Source organism: Nocardioides pakistanensis (genome assembly GCF_054781215.1).
Window position 1 is genome coordinate 23,333 of record NZ_BAAGUV010000048.1, and the last position, 21,395, is coordinate 44,727.

18 protein-coding genes are annotated in these 21,395 nt (G+C 71.8%); 10 read left to right on the forward strand and 8 right to left on the reverse strand.

Annotated elements, in window-relative coordinates:
• Nucleotides 1-2 precede the first annotated feature (2 nt).
• Genes ACYVIH_RS17045 through ACYVIH_RS17055 form a run of 3 tightly spaced genes read left to right on the forward strand, consistent with a single transcriptional unit; the run spans nucleotide 3 to nucleotide 3,049 of the window.
• Complete coding sequence (locus ACYVIH_RS17045) at nucleotides 3-896, forward strand: decaprenyl-phosphate phosphoribosyltransferase (RefSeq protein ID WP_460870692.1); 894 nt, start codon at nucleotides 3-5, stop codon at nucleotides 894-896.
• Nucleotides 889-2,238: an FAD-binding protein gene (locus ACYVIH_RS17050; RefSeq protein WP_460870693.1), complete on the forward strand. Its 1,350-nt coding sequence runs from the start codon at nucleotides 889-891 to the stop codon at nucleotides 2,236-2,238. Before ACYVIH_RS17045 ends, ACYVIH_RS17050 begins: the two co-directional genes overlap by 8 nt.
• 55 nt (nucleotides 2,239-2,293) lie before the next feature.
• A complete protein-coding gene (locus tag ACYVIH_RS17055) occupies nucleotides 2,294-3,049 on the forward strand; it encodes a decaprenylphospho-beta-D-erythro-pentofuranosid-2-ulose 2-reductase (RefSeq protein ID WP_460870694.1) in 756 nt (251 codons plus the stop codon).
• 6 nt (nucleotides 3,050-3,055) lie between these two features.
• Here the strand turns inward: ACYVIH_RS17055 and ACYVIH_RS17060 are convergent, their stop codons facing one another.
• Nucleotides 3,056-3,865, reverse strand: coding sequence for a class I SAM-dependent methyltransferase (locus tag ACYVIH_RS17060; protein WP_460870695.1), 810 nt, complete (start codon nucleotides 3,863-3,865; stop codon nucleotides 3,056-3,058).
• A gap of 42 nt (nucleotides 3,866-3,907) precedes the next feature.
• On the opposite strand from ACYVIH_RS17060, the gene ACYVIH_RS17065 reads away from it, so the two are divergent.
• Nucleotides 3,908-5,605: a hypothetical protein gene (locus ACYVIH_RS17065; RefSeq protein ID WP_460870696.1), complete on the forward strand. Its 1,698-nt coding sequence runs from the start codon at nucleotides 3,908-3,910 to the stop codon at nucleotides 5,603-5,605.
• 49 nt (nucleotides 5,606-5,654) lie between these two features.
• On the forward strand, nucleotides 5,655-6,569 hold the full coding sequence (locus ACYVIH_RS17070) for a phosphotransferase (protein ID WP_460870697.1): 915 nt from the start codon (nucleotides 5,655-5,657) through the stop codon (nucleotides 6,567-6,569).
• Here ACYVIH_RS17070 and ACYVIH_RS17075 read toward each other — a convergent pair.
• Nucleotides 6,566-8,641: an MMPL family transporter gene (locus ACYVIH_RS17075; protein ID WP_460870698.1), complete on the reverse strand. Its 2,076-nt coding sequence runs from the start codon at nucleotides 8,639-8,641 to the stop codon at nucleotides 6,566-6,568. The two genes, ACYVIH_RS17070 and ACYVIH_RS17075, sit on opposite strands and share 4 nt — an antisense overlap.
• Nucleotides 8,642-8,643: 2 nt before the next feature.
• Nucleotides 8,644-9,561: a MerR family transcriptional regulator gene (locus ACYVIH_RS17080; RefSeq protein ID WP_460870699.1), complete on the reverse strand. Its 918-nt coding sequence runs from the start codon at nucleotides 9,559-9,561 to the stop codon at nucleotides 8,644-8,646.
• A 246-nt stretch (nucleotides 9,562-9,807) separates the two neighbouring features.
• On the opposite strand from ACYVIH_RS17080, the gene rpsA reads away from it, so the two are divergent.
• Both rpsA and ACYVIH_RS17090 read left to right on the forward strand, forming a co-directional pair.
• Nucleotides 9,808-11,265, forward strand: a complete 1,458-nt coding sequence (rpsA, locus tag ACYVIH_RS17085; protein WP_460870700.1) for a 30S ribosomal protein S1 — start codon at nucleotides 9,808-9,810, stop codon at nucleotides 11,263-11,265.
• Between the two features lie 192 nt (nucleotides 11,266-11,457).
• Nucleotides 11,458-13,317 carry a fibronectin type III domain-containing protein gene (locus tag ACYVIH_RS17090; RefSeq protein ID WP_460870701.1) on the forward strand — a complete coding sequence of 620 codons (1,860 nt, stop codon included), beginning with the start codon at nucleotides 11,458-11,460 and terminating at the stop codon, nucleotides 13,315-13,317.
• A 19-nt stretch (nucleotides 13,318-13,336) separates the two neighbouring features.
• Here the strand turns inward: ACYVIH_RS17090 and ACYVIH_RS17095 are convergent, their stop codons facing one another.
• Nucleotides 13,337-13,495, reverse strand: a complete 159-nt coding sequence (locus ACYVIH_RS17095; protein ID WP_460870703.1) for a hypothetical protein — start codon at nucleotides 13,493-13,495, stop codon at nucleotides 13,337-13,339.
• 93 nt (nucleotides 13,496-13,588) lie between these two features.
• Between ACYVIH_RS17095 and ACYVIH_RS17100 the strand changes: the two genes are divergently transcribed.
• Nucleotides 13,589-14,557, forward strand: coding sequence for a GlxA family transcriptional regulator (locus tag ACYVIH_RS17100; RefSeq protein ID WP_460870704.1), 969 nt, complete (start codon nucleotides 13,589-13,591; stop codon nucleotides 14,555-14,557).
• Here ACYVIH_RS17100 and ACYVIH_RS17105 read toward each other — a convergent pair.
• A complete protein-coding gene (locus tag ACYVIH_RS17105; RefSeq protein ID WP_460870705.1) occupies nucleotides 14,531-15,850 on the reverse strand; it encodes a class I adenylate-forming enzyme family protein in 1,320 nt (439 codons plus the stop codon). The two genes, ACYVIH_RS17100 and ACYVIH_RS17105, sit on opposite strands and share 27 nt — an antisense overlap.
• A gap of 103 nt (nucleotides 15,851-15,953) precedes the next feature.
• Between ACYVIH_RS17105 and ACYVIH_RS17110 the strand changes: the two genes are divergently transcribed.
• Nucleotides 15,954-16,706 (forward strand): hypothetical protein, encoded by a 753-nt coding sequence (locus tag ACYVIH_RS17110; RefSeq protein ID WP_460870706.1) that lies wholly within the window; start codon nucleotides 15,954-15,956, stop codon nucleotides 16,704-16,706.
• On the opposite strand, the gene ACYVIH_RS17115 is transcribed toward ACYVIH_RS17110, so the two are convergent.
• The gene (locus ACYVIH_RS17115) at nucleotides 16,691-17,239 is read right to left on the reverse strand and encodes a dihydrofolate reductase family protein (RefSeq protein ID WP_460870707.1); all 549 of its coding nucleotides are present in this window, start codon (nucleotides 17,237-17,239) and stop codon (nucleotides 16,691-16,693) included. The two genes, ACYVIH_RS17110 and ACYVIH_RS17115, sit on opposite strands and share 16 nt — an antisense overlap.
• A 77-nt stretch (nucleotides 17,240-17,316) precedes the next feature.
• On the opposite strand from ACYVIH_RS17115, the gene coaE reads away from it, so the two are divergent.
• Nucleotides 17,317-17,919 carry a dephospho-CoA kinase gene (coaE, locus tag ACYVIH_RS17120; RefSeq protein WP_460870748.1) on the forward strand — a complete coding sequence of 201 codons (603 nt, stop codon included), beginning with the start codon at nucleotides 17,317-17,319 and terminating at the stop codon, nucleotides 17,917-17,919.
• Nucleotides 17,920-18,041: 122 nt separating this feature from the next.
• Here coaE and ACYVIH_RS17125 read toward each other — a convergent pair whose 3' ends face one another.
• Entirely contained in the window at nucleotides 18,042-18,992 is a 951-nt protein-coding gene (locus ACYVIH_RS17125) for a sigma-70 family RNA polymerase sigma factor (RefSeq protein WP_460870708.1), read from the reverse strand.
• 210 nt (nucleotides 18,993-19,202) lie between these two features.
• Nucleotides 19,203-21,353: a S9 family peptidase gene (locus ACYVIH_RS17130; RefSeq protein WP_460870709.1), complete on the reverse strand. Its 2,151-nt coding sequence runs from the start codon at nucleotides 21,351-21,353 to the stop codon at nucleotides 19,203-19,205.
• Nucleotides 21,354-21,395: the final 42 nt, after the last annotated feature.

Sequence of the window (21,395 nt, forward strand, 5' to 3'; positions counted from 1 at the left end):
CGGTGACCGACACGAACCTCGCCGCCGGCCCCGGGCCGGTGGTCGCGGTGCTGAGGGCGATGCGCCCGAAGCAGTGGGTGAAGAACCTGCTCGTCGTGGCCGCCCCGCTCGCCGCGGGGCGGCTCACCGAGCCCGACGTCGCCGTCGCCACCGCGGTGGCGGTGGTGTCGTTCTCGATGGCCTCCAGCGCGGTGTACCTCGCCAACGACACCGCTGACGTCGAGGCCGACCGGCTGCACCCGACCAAGCGACACCGGCCGATCGCGGCCGGGCACCTCTCGCCGCGGCACGCAGTGCTCGTCGCCGCGGTCCTCGCCGCCGGGTCCGTGGCCCTGGCTGCCACCGCGTCGGTGGCGCTCGTCGTGCTGATGCTCGGCTACCTCGCTCTCCAGGTCGCCTACGTCCTCAGCCTCAAGCACCAGGCGGTGCTCGACATCGCCGTGGTCGCCAGCGGTTTCCTGCTCCGCGGCGTCGCCGGCGGCCTGGCCTCGGACATCCGGATCTCCGAGTGGTTCCTGCTGGTCGCCGGGTTCGGGTCGCTGTTCATCGTGGCCGGCAAGCGCTACTCCGAGCTGCGCACCCTGGGCGGTGACGGCGGCACCCGGCGTTCCCTGGTCCGCTACACCGAGAGCTACCTCCGGTTCATCTGGGGCGTCGCGACCGCGATCACGATCATGGGTTACAGCCTGTGGGCCTTCAACGAGCCGCGCACCGGTGACGTCCCCTGGCAGGCACTGTCGATCGTGCCGTTCGTGCTTGCCCTGATGCGCTACGCCGTCGACATCGACGCTGGCCGGGCCGGCGAGCCCGAGGACATCGTCTGGCACGACCGCGTCCTGCAGCTGCTCGGGCTCGTGTGGCTGGCGCTCGTCGGCATCGGGGTGAGCGTTGCCTGAGCAGGAGCAGCTGACGGGGTGGGGCCGGACCGCACCCACGGTCGCGACGGTCCGGCACCTCGCCGCCGACCCGGCCGCCGTCGCCGACGCGGTACGACGGGCGGGCCGGCGGGGGATCGTCGCACGCGGACTGGGCCGTTCCTACGGCGACGCCGCCCAGAACGCCGGGGGCGACGTGCTTCGCCTCGACCAAGGACAGGGCCTCGTCCTGGACCCGGCGAGGGGGACGGTCCGCGTCGACGCCGGGGTCGACCTCGACCGGCTGATCCGCGAGCTCCTTCCGCACGGCTTCTTCGTCCCGGTCACCCCCGGCACCCGGTTCGTGACCGTCGGTGGTGCGATCGCCGCCGACATCCACGGCAAGAACCACCACGTGGACGGCTCGTTCGGCCGGCATGTCTCCGAGATGACGCTGGTCGACGGCACCGGCCGGGTGCGGGTGCTCACACCCGAGACGACACCGGAGCTGTTCTGGGCCACCGTCGGCGGGATGGGCCTCACCGGTGTGGTCACCTCCGCGGTGCTGCGGGTCCGGCCGGTCACCTCGTCGTACATCACGGTCGACACCGACCGTGCGGCCAACCTCGCCGAGGTCGTCGACCTGATGCGCACCGGCGACGCGAGCTACACGTACTCCGTGGCCTGGATCGACCTGCTGGCGCGGGGAGCGGCGCAGGGTCGGGCCGTGCTCACGCGCGGTAACCATGCCACGGTCGACGAGCTGCCCGAGCGGGTGCGCAGCCGCCCGCTGTCGTTCGACGCCCGGCAGCGCCTGCGCGCCCCGCGCTGGGCCCCCGAGCTGTTGATGAACCACTGGTCGGTCAAGGCGTTCAACGAGGCCTGGTTCCGCAAGGCACCACGCAGCCGGCGCGGGGAGGTCCAGCACCTCGCGACGTTCTTCCACCCGCTCGACGGGGTCGGCGACTGGAACCGTCTCTACGGCCGGCGCGGGCTGGTGCAGTACCAGTTCGTGGTGCCCGACGCGGCGGAGGACGCGCTCGCCGAGGCGGTAGACCTGATCGCCGACGCCGGGCACGCCTCCTTCCTGGCCGTGCTGAAGCGGTTCGGCCCTGGAGGCCCCGGCTACCTGTCCTTCCCGACGCAGGGTTGGACGCTGGCCCTCGACCTGCCCGCGGCACCAGGCCTCGCCGGGCTGTTCGCCCGGCTCGACGACCTGGTCCTGGAGGCGGGCGGCCGGCTGTACCTCGCCAAGGATGCACGGGCCCGGCCGGACCTGGTCCGCGCGATGTACCCCCGGGTGGAGGATTTCCGAGCCGTCCGCGCGGAGGCCGACCCCGAGGGCGTGTTCACCTCCGACCTTGCCCGGCGCCTGGGGCTGTGACCGACCTCTGACGTCTGCCCCTCGATCACGACCCGTCCACGGAAGGTGCCCCACCATGCTCGACGCCCTCGGCAACCCGCAGAGCCTGCTGCTCCTGGGCGGCACCAGCGACATCGCCCTGGCGGTCGCGGAGCGCTACCTGCGCACCGGCAGCCTGCGGGTCGTGCTCGCCGCCCGGCCGTCGGCGCAGCGCGACGCGGCGGCGGACCGCCTCGCCCGGCAGGGCGCCGAGGTGGAGCCGGTCGACTTCGACGCCCGCGACACCGGCAGCCACCGGGAGGTCGTGGAGCTGGCCGCCGCCGGTGGCGACATCGACGTGGCGGTGGTCGCCTTCGGCGTCCTCGGCGACGAGGAACGTGCCTGGCAGGACCACGACGCCGCGGTGGAGCTCGCCGAGGTCAACTACGTCGGTCCGGTCAGCGTCGGGGTCTGCCTCGGCGAGGTGATGCGCCGGCAGGGCCACGGCGTGATCGTCGCGCTGTCGTCGGTGGCGGGGGAGCGGGTCCGCCGGTCGAACTTCGTGTACGGCTCCAGCAAGGCCGGCATGGACGGCTTCTACCTCGGGCTGGGCGAGGCGCTGCGCCCGCACGGCGTGCGGGTGCTCGTCGTACGGCCCGGGTTCGTCAGCACGAAGATGACCGAGGGCCGGTCGCCGGCACCGCTGGCCGCGACCCCGGAGCAGGTGGCCGACGCGGTCGTCGACGGGGTGGCCCAGGGACGCGAGCTCGTCTGGGTGCCGGCCCCGCTGCGGGCGGTGATGTCGGGGCTACGGCACGTGCCGCGTCCGCTGTTCCGCAAGCTCCCGCTGTGACGAGGGTCAGCCCAGGCGTGCGCTGAAGATCGCCGTGCCCGGGATCAGTGCGCCGCGGACCGGACCCCAGCCGCCCCACACGCGGTCGTGACCTTCGGGCCACTCGGGTTCGAGCAGGTCCTCGAGCACGAACCCGTGCCTGGCCAGGATCCGCACCCAGTCACCCAGGGTGCGGTGGTGCTCGACGTACGTCGCCGCCCCGGTCTCCGCGTCCTGCTCGACGTAGGGCGTGCGGTCCCAGTACGAGCTGGTGACCACCAGGCCGGCGGCGGACGGGTCGTCCGGCATGCTCCACCGCACCGGGTGGGTCACCGAGAACGCGAACCGGCCTCGTGCCCGCAGCACCCGGGCGACCTCGGCCACGGCCCGGTCCGCCTCGGCGACGAACTGCAGGGCGCCGAAGGCGGAGAACGCGATGTCGAAGGACCCGTCCGCGAAGGGCAGGTCGGTGGCGGTCGCGCAGACCGTCGGCACCTCCACCTGCGTGTCGGCGTCGATCCGGCGCGCGTGCTGCAGCTGACGGTGCGACACGTCGAGGCCGACCGTGCGAGCACCCTGCGTGGTCAGCCAGCGTGCGCACTGTGCGGCGCCGCAGCCGATCTCGAGGACGTCGCGGCCCGCCACGTCGCCGAGCACCCGGGCCTGCGCCTCGTCGACGCCTTCAGGCGACCAGACGAACTGCACGTCGCCGAGGAACTGTCCGTGGGTCGCCTGGTACTCGTCGGCGTAGGCGTCCCAGTCGCGGCGGTTGGCCCGACGGGTCTCGTCCTCGGGGACGGTACGGCGGACCGGCTCGATGCCGTGAGGAGCTGCCACGACGCTCACCTTAGGCCCACGCCCCGGTGCTAGCCTCGCCCGGTGAGTCTGCGGGCAGTACTGGGGGTCCTCGCACTCCTGATCGGCGGGGCCGGGTTCAGCAACCGGTGGAACTCCGACGACGCGTTCATCAACTTCCGGATCGTCGACAACCTGCTCGCCGGTCACGGCCCGGTCTACAACGTGGGCGAGCGCGTGGAGGCGGGCACCAGCACCTTGTGGCTCGGCATCCTCGCGGCGGGCGCCTTGCTGCCCGGCCCACTCGAGTGGTTCGCGGTGCTCGCCGGCCTGGCCATGACGGTCGCGGGCGTGGTGTGGGGCGGCCTCGCGGCGGCTCGGATCCACGCCGAACCGGGTGAGCGCGGCCGCTGGGTGCCGTTCGGGCTGCTGCTCTTCGTCGCGGTCCCACCGGCGTGGCACTTCGCCACCTCGGGGCTGGAGACCGGCCTGACCTTCGCCTGGCTCGGTGGCTCCTACCTGGCGTTGACCAGGGCCGTCCTGGCCACGACGCGGGTCATGCGCCGGGACCTGCCGCTGGCGGTGCTTCTGGGCCTGGGGCCGTTGATCCGGCCCGACCTGGCGGTGTTCTCGGCGGCGTTCCTGGCCGTGTGGTTCATCGTCCACCGCTCGCGCGGAGCCGCCTGGGTGGTGCGCGCCGGGGTGACCGCCGTTGCCCTGCCCGTCGTCTACCAGGTCTTCCGGATGGGCTACTACGGCTCCCTCGTGCCGAACACCGCGTTGGCGAAGGAGGCCTCCGGCAGTCGTCTCGAGCAGGGGGCGACCTATCTGGCCGACTTCGCCGGCGCGTACCTGCTGCTGCTCCCGCTGGCGGTCGTGGCCGTGGTGGCGTATGCGCGGTGGCGCGCGACAGGGCGGTGGTCGCCGAAGGGGCTGCTGATCCTGGCACCCGTGGCCGGGGCGCTGGCGCACGCCGCGTTCGTGGTCAAGGTCGGTGGAGACTTCATGCACGGTCGGTTGCTGCTCCCCGCCCTGTTCGCGCTCGCCCTGCCTGCGGCGGTCCTGCCGTTCCGCCGCGACGACTCGCGGGTCACCGTGCCGTTCGCCGTGGTCGCGACCTGGGCAGTCGTCGCGGCGCTCGGGCTGCGCCCGGACTACTTCGGCTCCGACGTGATCCCGCCTGACAACGGCGGCATCGCCGACGAGCACGGGTTCTACGTGACGTTCACCGGCGAGGAGCACCCGGTGACCCTCGAGCAGCACGCGGGCGGTGGCTTCATGGCGGCGGCCACAGCGGTGGAGGACCACCTCGAGAACGGTCTGTCCTATGTGAACCCCTCACCGTTGACTCTGTACGCCCCCGGCGGCCTGGTGCCCCGTCCGGAGCCGGGCTACGAGATCGTCACGACGTACCCGACGATCGGAGTCTTCGGCTACAGCCTCGGCCCGCAGGTCGCGGTGGTCGACGCACTCGGCCTGGCCGACCCGCTGGCCGCCCGGACCGCCCTGCCGCCGGACCGTTCGGGACGGATCGGTCACGAGAAGTCGCTCCACCCGGCCTGGGTGGTCGCGCGGTTCGCCGGCAACGCGCCGGCTGACGACCCGGAGGTGGCGGCGGCGTCGGCGGCGCTGGAGTGCGGCGCGGTGGCGCGGCTCGAGCGGGCGGTCCGCTCCCCGCTCGACTGGCGGCTGTTCGTGAACAACGTCGTCGCGAGCGCCGAGCTCACCGCCCTGCGGCTGCCGGGCCTGCCCAGCGAGGTCGCCCGCGAGCAGTGCCCCTGAGGCGCCCGGGACCACCTCACCTGGCTCGGCCATGGAAGCATCGGGCGGTATGGACGTCCTTCCCGAGCTCGTGCCGCTGCCGGGCGGCCACAGCGGGGAGACCTTCCTGGCCGAGTCCCTGGGCGAGCGGAGCGTCGTACGCATCTATGCCGGCCGCAGCGCTGGGCGCGGGCCGGCAGCCGCCGAGGTCGATGCTGCCGTGCTGCGTCTGGTCCGCGGGCTGCTGCCGGTGCCCGAGGTGCTGGAGGTACGACGGGCCGACCCCTCGACCGGGACACCGGCCCTGCTGGTGACCTCGTGGCTCGCCGGGAGCCGACTCGACGAGGTGCTGCCCGACCTCGGCGACGGGCCGGCCGGCCGGGTCGGGCAGGCGCTCGGGGCGCTGCTGGCTCGGCTGGCGCAGATGCCGATGCTGCGGGCGGGGGAGTTCCTCGACGGCGAGCTCCGGATCGGCCCGGTGCCTCCCGAGCTCACCGACCTGGCGGCGTGGCTGGAGCACCACACCGGCGAGGGCCCGCTGGCGACGTGGACCGGCCGGGACCGGGCCGCCCTGACCGACGTCGCCGACCGGGCGCAGGACGTCCTGGACCGGACCGATCGCGCGTGCCTGGTGCACAGTGACTTCAACCCGAAGAACCTGCTGGTCGAGCCGACGACGGGTGCGGTCACGGGACTCCTGGACTGGGAGTTCGCCCACGCCGGCAGCCCGTTCACCGACCTCGGCAACCTGCTGCGCTTCGACCGCCGGCCGGCGTTCGCCGACGCCGTCCTCGGCGTCTACACGGACCGGGTCGTCGACGCGCCGGCCGACCGGGAGGAGCTGCTCGAGCGCGCCAGGGCCGCAGACCTCTTCGCGCTCGTGGAGCTGGCCTCACGGCTGGGTGAGAACCCGGTCGCGGACCGCGCGCACGACCAGCTCCTGGCGATCGCGCGGACCGGCGACCTCCACGCGACGCCTGACTAGCGGCCGGCCTTCGACAGGGGAGAGGGCCACCAGACCTTGGGACCGATCAGGGCGAACACCGCCGGCACGACGATCGTCCGGACGAAGAACGTGTCGATCATGATGCCGAGGCCGACGATGATGCCGATCTGGGTGAGCGTGATCAGCGGCAGCACGCCGAGCACCGCGAACACTGCTGCGAGCACCAGTCCGGCGCTGGTGATCACGCTGCCGGTGAGGCCGACGGCCTGCACCATGCCCTCGCGGGTGCCGTGCTCGGCGGTCTCCTCCTTGGCCCGCAGCACGAGGAAGATCGTGTAGTCGATGCCCAGCGCGACCAGGAACAGGAACGAGAACAGCGGGGTGCCGACGTCGAGGGCGGGGAACCCGAACACGTGCTCGCTGGCCCAGGCACCCGCACCCAGCGCCGCGAGCGAGCTGAGGATGTTGATCCCGATCAGGATCACCGGCGTCGCCACGGCACGCAGCACCGCGAACAGCACCAGCAGCACGACCGCGAGGATCAGCGGGATGATCACCGTCATGTCGCGGAGGGTGCCCTCGCGGCTGTCGAGGTCCTGGGCCACGGAGCCGCCGACCAGCGCGTCGTCGCCGACCTCGTCGAGGTTGCTGCGTAGTGCCTTGATGGTGTCGATGCTCTCGTCGGTCGACGGTGCCGAGTCGAGGGTGGCGGTGATCTGCGCCAGCCCCGTGTCCGAGCGTCCGGTCGGCCGGGCCTCGACCACGCCGTCGGTCTCGGCGACGACGGCGAGCGCCCGGTCCGCGTCCGCGGCGTCGACGATGATCGTGACGGGGTCGGAGGCACCGGGAGGGAAGTGCTTCGACAGCGTCTCGAGGCCGTCCACCGACTCCGCCTCGACCCGGAACTGCTCGGTCTGGGACAGACCGAGGCTCGCCCCGAGCAGGCCGCTGGCCAGCAGGGCCAGCACCGCGGCCGACGCGGCCACCACGGGCACCGGGCGGCGGGTGACCGCGCCGGCGAGCCGGAACCAGCCACCGGTCCGGGTCTTGTCCTCGTCCCCGACCCGCGGGACGAAGGGCCAGAAGAGCCCGCGCCCGAAGATCGACAGCGCCGCCGGCAGGGTGAACAGCGCGAACGCGAGCGCGATGACCAGGCCGACGGCGGCGGACGCTCCGAGGCTCCGGTTGTTGGGCAGCACGCCGAGCAGCAGGGTCAGGAGTGCGAGCACGACGGTGAGGTTGCTGGCCAGGATCGCCGAGGCAGCGCCGCGCACGGCGTCGGCCAGTGCCTGCCGGTGCTCGCGCGTGCGGCGCAGCTCCTCGCGGTAGCGGGACACCAGCAGCAGCGCGTAGTTGGTGCCCGCACCGAACACGAGCACGCTGGTGATGCCGGTGGTCGACCCGTCGAGCTCGGTGCCCAGGAGGTCCGCTCCGACCTCCGTCAGCGAGGCCGCGACCCGGTCGGCGAGCCCGACCACGACCAGCGGCACCAGCCACAGCGTGGGTGAGCGGTAGGTGAGCAGGAGGAGTACGGCGACCACGAGGGCCGTCACCAGCAGCAGTCGGACGTCAGCCCCCTCGAAGGCCGAAGCGGTGTCGGAGGCGAAGGCCGCACCGCCGGTGAGCTCGACGGTCAGCCCCTCGGGCAGGTCCTCGTCCGCGACCTCGCGCAGGTCACCGACCACCTCGGTGAGGTTGAACCCGCTCAGCTCCGCAGACACCGGGATGCTCACGATCGCCGCCTGACCGTCGGGCGCGGGGACCGGCGGCGAGGTGGCCGCGTCGACGACCGACTCGAACCTGCCCGCGGCCTGCTGCACCGCCGCGAGGTCGGCCTCGGTGAGCCGCTCACCCTCGCGGGCGAAGACGGCGATCGCGGGCAGCACGTCGGCGCCCTCGAACTCCTTGGTCTGCTCCGAGACGCGCGCGGACTCGGCGTCGTCGGGCAGCGAGTTCGGGGCGTCCCCGCTGCTCGACACGGTCGAGCCCACGCCCATCGCCAGTCCGGCGAGCAGGAAGGAGACGAGCAGGACGCCCCACGCGGAGCGCCGTCCGGTGGTGAGCCGGGCGAGCCGGTCCAGCAGGGTCTCGGCGGTGTCGGGTGCGGGCATCGTCATCCTTCGGTGGTGGGACCGGTGCCGGGCGTGGCCGACGGTGTCGGGACGGGTGCCGCGACGAGCTCGGAGAGGCGCTCTGCCTCGGTCACCGGGTCCGCGGTCAGGAGCAGTGCTCCGGCGCGGTCGGCGGCCCCGACGGTGGCGCCCCGGCCGCCCAGGGCGACGGTGGTGGCCCGTGCGAGCAGCCTCAGGTGCCCGATGACGGATCCGACATGCGCGGGTGTCGTGGCGGCGACCACGACCAGGTCCGGCTGGGTGCTGTGGGCGGTGCCGACCAGGTCGGGGAGGGGCACGTCGGCGCCGAGGAAGACCGTGCGCCAGCCCCGTCGGCTCAGGCACACAGCGTGGATCAGCAGGGGCAGGTCGTGCTGCTCACCGGGAGGGCAGGCGAGCAGCGCCGTGCGCGCGGGAGCGGGAACCTCCTGCACCAGGCCGGCGAGCCGGGCCCGCAGCAGGTTGCTCGCGAAGTGCTCCTGGCCGACCGAGACCTCGCCGTGCTCCCACCGGTCGCCGAGGCGACGGAGCACGGGCAGCACCGTCTCTCGCAGCACCTGGTCGACCTCGCCGGTGGCCAGCAGCTCGCTGAGGAGGTCGTGCGCGCGGGTGGCGTCGTAGTCCTCCAGCGCGTCGGCGAGCCGGTCGACGGCCTCGCCGAGATCCAGGGGTCCGCGCACAGGTTCACCGGCCCCGACCGCCGTACGGGCCGCCTCCGCAGGGGAGAGGCCCCGGGCCAGGGCGTCCTGCATCTGCCGGACCCGGCGTTCATCGTCGGGGGAGTAGAGCCGGAAACCCCCGCTCGAACGCTCCGGATGGAGCACGCCGTAGCGTCGTTCCCAGGCACGCAGGACGTGCTCGCTGAGGCCGGTGCGCCGGCTCAGCTCGCCGATCCGGAACCTGTCCTCCTCGGGGGCCACGCCACCAGCGTAGCGGAAGTTTGACAAACCCTAGACACCACCGGTTCGCCCGGTTGGACGTGGGGCGTGGCGGGCGCGTATCCTGGCAGGCGCGCTTGGAGTCTGCCTGGATCTCAGACGGAGCAGATTCACGCTCGCTGTTCGTTCGCACCGCCGGCGCTCACCGGCAGTCACCATACGAAGTAGTGAAACGGGCTCCTGTCGCGCGCCCGCACGACACCATCCATCCAAGGAATCCATTCCCTTATGACGAGCACTCCCACTCTCTCGGACGCACCGCAGGTTGCGGTCAACGACATCGGGTCCGAAGAGGACTTCCTCGCGGCGATCGACGCGACCATCAAGTACTTCAACGACGGTGACATCGTCGAAGGCACCATCGTCAAGGTTGATCGGGACGAGGTCCTGCTCGACATCGGCTACAAGACCGAGGGCGTCATCCCCTCGCGTGAGCTCTCGATCAAGCACGACGTCGACCCCTCCGAGGTCGTCTCCGTCGGCGACGCGGTCGAGGCCCTCGTCCTCCAGAAGGAGGACAAGGAAGGCCGACTGATCCTGTCCAAGAAGCGCGCCCAGTACGAGCGCGCCTGGGGCACCATCGAGCAGGTCAAGGAGGAGGACGGCGTCGTCACCGGCACCGTCATCGAGGTCGTCAAGGGTGGCCTCATCCTCGACATCGGGCTGCGTGGCTTCCTGCCCGCCTCGCTCGTCGAGATGCGTCGTGTGCGCGACCTGCAGCCGTACGTCGGCCAGGAGCTCGAGGCGAAGATCATCGAGCTCGACAAGAACCGCAACAACGTCGTGCTCTCGCGTCGTGCGTGGCTCGAGCAGACCCAGTCGGAGGTCCGCCAGGGCTTCCTGACCCAGCTGCAGAAGGGTCAGATCCGCAAGGGTGTCGTCTCCTCGATCGTCAACTTCGGTGCGTTCGTGGACCTCGGCGGCGTCGACGGTCTGGTCCACGTCTCCGAGCTGTCCTGGAAGCACATCGACCACCCGTCCGAGGTCGTCGCGGTCGGCGACGAGGTCACCGTCGAGGTGCTCGACGTCGACATGGACCGCGAGCGCGTCTCCCTGTCGCTGAAGGCGACCCAGGAAGACCCGTGGCAGCACTTCGCCCGCACCCACCAGATCGGCCAGATCGTCCCGGGCAAGGTCACCAAGCTGGTGCCGTTCGGCTCGTTCGTCCGCGTCGAGGAGGGCATCGAGGGGCTGGTGCACATCTCCGAGCTCGCCGAGCGCCACGTCGAGATCCCCGAGCAGGTCGTCCAGGTCAACGACGACGTCATGGTCAAGATCATCGACATCGACCTCGAGCGTCGCCGGATCTCGCTGTCGCTCAAGCAGGCCAACGAGACCGCCGCAGCGGCCGAGGTCGAGGAGTTCGACCCGACGCTGTACGGCATGACCGCGTCCTACGACGAGCAGGGCAACTACATCTACCCCGAGGGCTTCGACCCGGAGACCGGCGAGTGGCTCGAGGGCTACGACGAGCAGCGCGCCGCCTGGGAGGAGCAGTACGCCAAGGCGCACGCCCGCTGGGAGGCTCACGTCAAGCAGCAGGCCGAGGCCAAGAAGGCCGCCGCCGAGGCCGGCGAGGCCACGTCGTACTCGTCCGACCAGGGTGCCCAGGAGGAGACCGGCGGTTCGCTGGCCTCCGACGAGGCGCTCCAGGCGCTGCGCGAGAAGCTCACCGGCGGTCAGTGACCCGCCGCGGCTGAGCCGCACCGCCTGACCCGCACCACGCACGAGGGGCCCGACCACCACCCGGTGGTCGGGCCCCTCGTCGTGTCGGCCCGGCAGCCGGCTGTCGGAACGTAGGATCAGGGCAGATCTGGGCAAGACGTGAGACGGGGGTCGTCCGCCTTGGGTGCACGCGTCGGTAGGTTGCTTGCGGCCGTGTTGGCGCTGGTCGTGGTGGCGACCTCGTCTCCGGCTGTCTCGAGAGCGCAGGAGGCAACGCCTCCGCGCATCTTGATCGTCGGTGACTCGATCACCCACGGATCCTCCGGCGACTTCACCTGGCGGTACCGGCTCGACCGGCATCTCGACGCGGTCGGTGCGGACGTCGACCTCGTCGGACCGGAGCGCGGCCTTCACAACCTGCACGGCGAGGGCCCGAGCCTCGACTACGTCGACCCCGGCTTCGACCAGGATCATGCCGCTCGCTGGGGCGCATCGGCGAGCGCTCCGCCGTGGCCGGTGGGCAGGCTCGTGGACACCTACCGGCCGGACGTCCTCGTCGTCCTGCTCGGCCTGAACGACCTCGTCTGGCTCGGTCTGACTCCTGCGGAGCTCGAGAGCGTCATGCGTTCCTGGGTCGCTGAAGCGCGCGAGGCGAAGCCCGATGTCGGGTTCGTGCTCGGCCGGCTGACCGGCACCAACTTCGCCGGGGTCCGTGAGTACAACGATCGCCTGCCGGCGCTGGCGGCCTCCCTCGACAGTCCCGCCTCCCCGGTGGTGGTGTCCTACTCCGACACGGACTTCGCCGACGGTCGAGACACGTGGGACCCGGCTCACCCGAACGCCCGGGGCGAGGTCAAGATCGCGGCCGCGATGGCCGACGCGCTCGCCGAGCTCGGCATCGGTGCGCCGTACCCGCGACCACTTCCGACGGTGCCGCTGGGACCCCGCTTCGCCCCGGACCTGAGCGTCGCCGCCGGCGACGAGGCGGTGACCCTCACCTGGGACGTGGCGCCGGGCGCACTGGCGGAGTACGTCTGGTGGCGGGACGTCACGGACGGCGGCCCGTGGTCCCGGACCACCGATCCCGTGGAGGGGCAGGCCTGGTACGTCGACCGGCTGGTCAACTGGCACACCTACGAGTTCGTGCTCCAGCCGGTGAAGGGCAGCTGGGCGGCCGAGGACGACACGCGCTCCAACGTGGTCCGGGTCGTGCCGGTGCCGCGCGCGCCGGGCGTCGCCGAGGATGTCGCGGTGGAGCCGCACGACTACGGGGTCTCGGTGGCGTGGTCTCCCGCGGAGGAGGCCACCGGGTACCGGGTGTGGTGGCGCAACGTCAGCGGTGACGGCGGGTGGGAGGCCACCACCGAGCTCCTGGGGGTGACGACGGCGGACCTCTCCGGTCTCGTCGCGGGGGACGAGTACGCCTTCCGGGTCCAGGCCACCAACGACGGAACGTGGGGCGAGCTCTCGTTGCCGGTCATCGCGACGCCCACGGCGCAGGTGCCAGTCGCTCCCTCCGACGTGCGCGTCGCCGTCACTGCCGGCGGTGTCGCGACGGTCTCCTGGGACGCCGCCGCCCACGCCACCGAGTACCACCTGTTCCGTCGCGACCTCACGGTTGGGGAGGAGTGGACCCGTGTGGAGACGGAGCTGCCCATCACGGCACGGAGACACCGCGTCCCGGGGCTGCGCACCCACCACCGCTACGCCTTCACCGTGCAGTCGTGGAACATGCACGTCGCCGGGCCGATGTCGCGCTCGGTGTCGGCCCGGGTGCCGCGGCCGGCCGCCGTCCGGGTTCGCCGGGCATGGTCCCCCCGCCGAGACGTGGTCCGCGTGACGTCGGTGCCGGTACCCGGTGCCGACCACTACCGGATTCTCACGGTCCCACGACGCTCGTGCGGCCCTCGGCCTGCGCTCCGGAGGTACCAGGCACGTCCGACGCGCTACACGGCGCCCCGGGTCCGGTTCCTGGCACGTTCCCCTGCGGTCTGGCTGCGCATGGTTGCGGTCAGTGACGGCGTGCCCGGAGACCAGCGACCTGCCGGCGCCAGGTGTGTCCGCGTGCGCTGAGCGCGCCCCCGACCTCGGTTCAGACCGGGCGGATCCGGTTGCGCGGGTCGCTGGCGTCGGGGAGGTGGCTCGACGGTGGGGGGCGACGGCCGTAACCGTCGTCGTACAGGTCACGAAGGGTGGCCATCAGTGCGGCAAGCACGATCACCACGGTCCAGAAGATCAGCAGCTCGGTCATGGCAGTAATCATGCTCTCGACTAGTTCCTGCCACGAGTGGCAGACCTGACATTGCTCATCGATTTCCTGCCAAACCTCTGCCATGATGGCCAGATGATCGAGAACGTGGCCGTGGTGGTCTACGACGGCGTCGCGCCGTTCGAGCTGGGGGTTCTCTGTGAGGCGTGGGCGACCGACCGCTCCGACCAGGGTCTGCCGATGTTCGACTTCGCCGTGTGTGCCCCCAGGCCCGGTGAGGTCTCGACCTCAGCCGGGTTCCGGCTCCAGGTCGACCACGACCTCGGTCGGGTGGCCGAGGCGGACCTGGTGGCGGTGCCCGCCGTGCCCCGCAACCAGCCCGTGCCCGCGGCCGTGATCAGGGTGCTCCAGCGGGCCTACGAGCGTGGGGCGCGCGTGCTGTCGGTCTGCTCAGGCGCCTTCGCGCTCGGCGAGGCCGGCCTGCTCGATGGCCGTCGCTGCACCACGCACTGGGTATACACCGACGAGCTCGCCGCACGCTTCCCGCGTGCTGAGGTGGTTCCCGAGGTGCTGTACGTCGATGAGGACCCCGTGATCACGAGCGCCGGATCGGCGGCGGGGCTCGACGCCTGCCTGCACCTGTACCGCAAGGAGTTCGGGTCGCGCGTGGCGAGCATGGTGGCGCGCCGCATGGTCGTCCCACCGCAGCGCGACGGTGGGCAGGCTCAGTTCATCCGCACCCCGGTGCCCGACTGTGACGCCGAGACCCTCGGGCCGCTGCTCACCTGGATCGTCGAGCACCTCGACGAGCCGCTGACCGTCGACGTGCTGGCCCGCCACAGTGCGATGTCCCCGCGCACGTTCGCCCGGCGCTTCCGCGAGGAGACCGGCACCACCCCGCACGCCTGGATAACCAGCCAGCGGGTGCTCGCTGCGGAGGCGCTGCTGGAGAGCACGACGCGCTCGGTGGACCAGATCGCCGCGGACGTCGGCTTCGCGAACGCGGCCAACCTGCGCCACCACTTCACCAGGATCCGGGGGCTGAGCCCGCAGCGGTACCGGCAGCGGTTCGCCTGCTCAGCCGATGCCCAGAAGGCCGGGTAGCTCCAGACGCTTGACCTTGCCCGTCGCGGTGTGCGGCAGCGCCTCGACGGTGAAGTACTCCTTGGGCCGCTTCGGCGGCGCGAGCCGCTCGGCGGCGAACGCGGTGAGCTCCGCCGGCGTGGCCGACCCCACCACTGCGGCGCACACGCGCTGACCCCAACGCTCGTCGTCGACCCCGAACACCGCCACGTCCACCACGCCCGGGTGCTCGGCGAGCGCGTGCTCGACCTCCACCGGGTACACGTTCACGCCGCCGCTGATCACCAGGTCCTCACGACGACCCTCGAGGTAGAGGTAGCCGTCGTCGTCCAGCCGGCCCAGGTCACCGACGGTGAACGCCGCTCCCTGCGGAGTCTCCCGCCACGACGCGGCGGTCTTCTCCGGCGCGTTCCAGTAGCTGAACCGCGCGTGCTCGGGGACCGTGCACCAGATCGTGCCGTCCGGGTCGACGCTCAGCGACCGGCCGGGACGGGCCCGACCGACCGTGCCGGGGTGCTCCAGCCACTCCTCGCTGCGGCAGGCGGTGAACTGACCCTCGGTCGAACCGTAGAACTCCCACGTCGAGCCGGCCGGGAACAGCTCGAGGAGGCGACGCTTCACCGCCGGCGGGCAGGCAGCGCCGGCGTGCGCGACCAGCCGGAAGCTGGATAGATCCGGCACCCCGGCCGTGTCCCAGTGGGCGAAGAGTCGCTGCAGGTGGGCAGGCACGCAGAACATCGTCGTCGGGTGGTCCTCCACGATCGCCAGGGTGGCCGCGGCGGGGTCGAACCCGCCCTGCCGCTGGGTTTCCCCACCGCGCGAGGACGCGGCGCCGGGTAGGACGATCCGCCCGCCGGCGAGCAACGTGCCCGTCGCGAACCGCAGCGGCGCGGAGTGGTAGAGCGGGCTCAGCACCAGGTGCACGTCGGAGGCCGTGAAACCCCACAGCTCGCGCTCCTCGGCGACGAGAGCCTGCGCCGCGGCGTCGTCGAGCAGCCCCGACCAGACCCCCTTCGGCGCGCCCGTCGTGCCGCTGGTCATGTGCATCGGCCGAACCAGCGGTGCCGGGCTGACCGGGTCGGGGTCCAGACCAGCGCGCACCTCCTCGAGCGCGGCCTCGTCGCGCACCACGACAGCGGGGTCCACGTCGGCCAGGATCGCCGCCTGCTCGCGCTCGGTGAGCCGCGGGTCCAGCGGCACCGGGACCACGCCCTGCCGTGCGGCCAGCAGGACCAGGTCGACGTAGGCCGGGGAGCCCGGGAGCAGCAGGGCAACCCGGTCGCCGGGGGAGACGCGCGCAATCACGCGAACCATCCTCTCAAGGGTGTGCATGGGGCATACTGGGAGGTAACAGGTGGCCGGCGGGTGTGGGACCCCGTCCGGCCGGGGGTTGCACACAACGTCACTGGGGGTCTGGATGACGCTGCGAGACGTGCCGTCAGGCGGCGCCCGCGACGGACGCGTGCGCAGACGCGCGCTGGTCCTGGCGGCGTCCGGCGTGCTCACGCTCGGCGCCTGCGCCGCCCCCGCCGAGGAGGCCGACCCCCCGGCGCGAGCCGTGCTCTCGGCCGCGGAGACCGAGGAGTCTCCGGCGCCGCCCGAGGTGGATCCCGGCGACGTGCAGATCGACCCGGTGCCCTCGGCCGGGGAGACCCCGTCCGGCGGACAGCCGTGGGACGAGACGGCCGCCGCCGCGTGCGAGGACATCGTGGGACCGGGGCTCGCCCAGGTCGCCCAGAGCACCGACGCCGCCGGCACCACGACGTTCTGGACCGCAGGCGAGCGCTGGGCGGTCTGCGACATGGCGGCCGGCGAAGCGGCACTCGTCGCCGCAGCGGACGGCGTCGGCGAGTTCGACCGGTCCGCGCTGGCACTGACCTCGGCACCGGTCCCGGGCGGGGGCCGACACGTCGCCGCCGGACTACTGCCGTGGCCGGTCCAGGAGCTGGCCTACACGTTCCCCGACGAGCACACCGAGCGCGCACGGTTCGTCAGCAGCGAGGGCGACGTCGACCAGGTCTGGTGGGTGCTCTCCTACACCGCAACCGAGGGGCCGCTGGCCCGGTCGGACGTGGACGCGGCCGGCCTGGAGCCGGTCACCGTCTCCGTCGTCGGCGGCGCCGCGGAGGCGTTCCGCTTCGAGTGGGACGAGCTTCAGCGCAACGAGTAGTGCACGTGCACGAACGGCCCGCCCGCGACGTGGCGGACCTCCAGCACGCGCATCGGCTCGGTCCGCCGGCGCGGCAGCAGCGGCGCGCCGCGTCCCAGGACCAGCGGTGCGATGCTGACCCAGATCTCGTCGAGCAGGTCGCGGTCGGCGAACTGGCCCACGAGGCCCCCGCCGCCGACGAGCCAGACGTCCTTGCCGCCGGCGGCCTCGACCAGCTGCGCGTGGACCGCGGCGGGGTCGTCGGCGGTGAACCGGATGTCTGCGCCGTCCACGCGTGGCAGGTCGCGGTGGGTGAACACCCACGCAGGCATCTCGTAGCCCCACTCGTCGGGTGCGTGCTCGAGGAGCCACTCGTAGGTGGTGGCGCCCATCGCCAGGGCACCGACCCCGGCGATGAACTCGTGGTAGGGATTGCCGTCGTCGACACCCTCGTCGAGGTCCGAGCCCTCGAGCTGGAACAGCCACTCCAGGCTGTTGTCCTCGGTCGCGATGAACCCGTCGAGCGTGGTCGCGGTGAGGTAGGTGGTCGTCATGGTGGGATCCTTGCAGCCGGCACCGACCGTTTCGCAACACCCGGTGCCGTCCTGCGATACTGCGCCGCGTGAGTGGACTGCGGGTCGGCCTGACCGGGGGAGTGGCCTCGGGGAAGAGCACGGTGTCGGCGATCTTGCGCGAGCTGGGGGCGGTCGTGATCGACGCCGACCAGCTGGCACGTGAGGTGGTGGCAGCGGGGACGCCGGGACTGGCAGCCGTCGTCGCCGAGTTCGGCCCGGGGGTGCTCACGGCCGAGGGAGAGCTGGACCGTCCGGCCCTGGGGGCGATCGTGTTCGCCGATGAGGAGGCCCGGCGCCGGCTCGAGGCGATCCTGCACCCGCTGATCCGGGCGCGCAGCGCCGAGCTCGAGGCGACTGCGGGTGCCGATGCGGTGGTGGTGCACGACATCCCGCTGCTCGCCGAGACGGGTCAGGCCGGCACCTTCGACGCGGTGGTGGTGGTCGACGTACCCGTGGAGACCCAGGTCGAGCGGATGGTGCGGCTGCGCGGGATGACCCGCGAGGACGCGCTGGCCCGGATCGCGGCGCAGGCGACGCGCGAGCAGCGGCTCGCCGTGGCCACCCACGTGATCGACAACACCGGAACGCTCGGAGACCTCCGTGAGCGTGTCACGGAGGTCTTCGAGGAACTGGTCTCGACGGGCTCGACCAGCGGGTAGGTCTCGACGGGCTCGACCAGCGGGTAGGTCTCGACGGGCTCGACCAGCGGGTAGGTCTCGACGGGCTCGACCAGCGGGTAGGTCTCGACGGGCTCGACCAGCCGGCAGGGATCGATCAGGTCTCAGGCAGCGAGGTCGGGGTCGGCGAGCTGGCGCAGCTTGGCGATCGCCTCGCGCTCCAGCTGGCGCACCCGCTCCGCCGAGATGCCGTGCTTGGCACCGATGTCGGCGAGCTTGTGCTGCCGGCCGTCGACGAGGCCGTAGCGCGACCGGATGATGTCGGCGGCCCGGTCGTCCAGCAGCTCCACCAGCCGGGAGAGCCGGTCCCGCGACTCGGTGTCGAGCACCGTCGCGTCGGGGCCCGGCGTGGTCTCCTGCGCGATCAGGTCACCGAGCGAGGTGTCGCCGTTCTCGTCGATCGGTGTGTCGAGACTGACGTGCTCGCGGCCCCAGGTGATCAGGTCGATCACCCGCTCGAGGTCCATCCCGAGCTCGGCTGCGATCTCCTCGGGCTCGGGCTCGCGTCCCAGCTGGCGCTCGAGGGTACGGCGGGCGCCGCCGACCTGGTTGAGCTCCTCGACGACGTGCACCGGGAGGCGTACGACGCGGGCCTGCTGGGCGATGCCACGGGTGATCGCCTGACGGACCCACCAGGTCGCGTAGGTCGAGAACTTGTAGCCCTTGGCGTAGTCGAACTTCTCCACCGCCCGGATCAGACCGGTGTTGCCCTCCTGGACGAGGTCGAGCATCGGCATCGCGCTGCGGCCGTACTTCCTCGCGATGGACACGACCAGCCGGAGGTTCGCGGTGATGAACTGCTGGATGGCGCGCTGCCCCTCGGCGGCGAGCCACTCGAGCTCCTCCTGGGTTGCCTGCTTGGGGGCGCCGCCCTGGCGGCGTCCGACCCTGCCGGTGTCGAGCAGGTGCTGCGCCATCAGCCCTGCCTCGATGGTCTTGCTCAGCTCTACCTCGGTGATAGCGTCGAGCAGCGGAGTACGCGCGATCTCGTCGAGGTACAGCCCGACGCTGTCACGACCCTCGATCTCGCGCGTGTGCGGACGACTCGTAGCCACGTGCGCTCCCTTCCTCTCCCCAAGCGCTTACCCCTAGGTAGCACCTGTATTCATCCCAACGAACATGTGTTCGCACAGATTCCCGAATCCGCCTGTGCGTCGCAGGTTCGTTTGCCTGCGAGGGTTACGACGGGTGGGGGAGCCCGGAAGTTGCCGGTTCGGCGGAAAAGGTGCAGGTTCTCAGGGAACTTTCAGGAGCGGTGAAGCGCGTCAGGCGAGGCCGAGCTTGTCGAGCACCCAGGCGTAGCTGAACGCACGGTCACGCCAGGCGTTGTAGCGGCCGCTGACTCCACCGTGGCCGGCGGCCATCTCGGTCTTGAGCAGGAAGTCCTGCGGCTCGGCCGCCGTGGCGCGCAGCTTGGCGACCCACTTCGCCGGCTCCACGTAGAGCACCCGGGTGTCGTGCAGCGACGTCTCGGCGAGGATCGCCGGGTAACGCTTGTGCTCGACGTTCTCGTACGGCGAGTAGGACTTCATGTACTCGTAGACCTCGGGGTCCTCGATCGGGTTGCCCCACTCCTCCCACTCCACCACCGTCAGCGGGAGCGTCGGGTCGAGGATCGTGGTGAGCGCGTCGACGAAGGCGACGTCGGCCAGGATCCCCCGGAACGCGTCGGGAGCGATGTTCGCGACGGCGCCCATCAACAGGCCTCCGGCGCTGCCGCCCTCGGCGACCAGCCGGTCCGGTCCGGTCCAGCCCGTGTCGGCCAGGTGCCGCGCGCAGGCCACGAAGTCGGTGAAGGTGTTCTTCTTCAGCAGCAGCTTGCCCTCGTCGTACCAACGCCGGCCCATCTCGCCGCCGCCGCGCACGTGGGCGATCGCGAAGCCGACCCCGCGGTCCAGCAGCGAGAGGCGGGAAATGGTGAAGAAGGGGTCGGTGGAGGACTCGTAGGAGCCGTAGCCGTAGATCAGCATCGGCATGGTGCCGTCGCGGGGCGCGTCCTTGGGGCACACGATCGAGATCGGGACCCGCGCGCCGTCCTCGGCGACGGCCCACTCACGGTGCTGCTCGTAGCGGTCGGGGTCGTAGTCACCGAGCACCGGCATCTGCTTGAGCAGGATCAGCTCCCGGGTGGCGACGTCGAAGTCGTAGACCGCCGGGGGAGTGGCGAGCGTGGTATAGCCCAACCGGACCCGCGGCTGGTGGAACTCCGGGTTCGCCCCGGCCCCGACGGTGTAGACCGGGTGCCCGAAGTGGACCAGGAAGTCCTCGCCCAGCCCGGTGTCGTCGAGGGTGATCACGCGCAGCTGGGTGAGCCCGTCCTTGCGCTCGTGCACGACCAGGTGGCTCTCGAACGCCTCGACGTCCTCGAGCCGGACCGCGGGGTCGTACTCGAACAGCGGCTCCCAGTCCTCGTGGCTGGTCGCGTCGATCGGGGCCCGGGCGAGCGTGAAGTTCTGGGCGCCGTCGTTGTGGAGGACCAGGAAGCAGTCCTCACCGGCGATCACGGCGTGCTCCACGCCGTACTCCACGCCCTGCCGTCGCGGTGCGAGGACCCGGAACTCTCCCGTGGGGTCGGCGGCGTCCAGCACGCGGTACTCGCTGGTGGTCTTCGAGCCGAGCCCGATCACCAGGAACCGGTCGCTGCGGGTGCGGCCCACCGACACCCAGAACCGCTCGTCGGGTTCGTGCAGGACCATCACGTCCTGGTCCGGGCCGGTGCCGATCCGGTGGCGCCACACCTTGTGCGGCCGCCACGCCTCGTCCACGGTGGTGTAGAACAGGTGCCCGCCGCACACCGACCAGGTGGCGCCGTAGGCGGTGTCGGGGATCTGGTCGGGGAGCAGCTCACCGGTGCGCAGGTCCTTGACCTGCAGCAGGAAGCGCTCGTCGCCGACGGTGTCCACGCTGAACGCGAGCAGGGTCCCGTCCGGGCTCACCGACGAGGCGCCCAGCGAGAAGAACTCGTGTCCCTCGGCCAGCTCGTTCAGGTCGAGCAGACACTCCTCGCCCGGCACCTCCGTGTCCGGCGACAGCACCGGCGGGGTCCAGTCGTCGGGGGAGTCGACCGGGCAGCGGCAGCTGATCCCGTACTGCTTGCCCTCGATCGAGCGGCTGTAGTACCAGTACGCGCCGATCCGGACCGGGACCGACATGTCGGTCTCCTGGGTGCGCGCCCGGATCTCCTCGAACAGCGCCTCGCGCAGCTCGGCGAGATGTGCGGTGGCCTGCTCGGTGTAGGCGTTCTCGGCCTCGAGGTAGGCGAGCGTGTCCGGCGAGTCCTTGTCCCGCAGCCATTCGTACTCGTCGACGAAGGTGTCACCGTGGAAGGTCCGCTCGAACGGCACCTTCTTCGCCACGGGCGGCGTGATCTCGGTGCGTGGGGTCTCGACGGGACGGGCGTGGGTCGGCTCTGACACGCGGCGAGCCTAACCCGCGGAGGCATCGCCTACCGTGGACGG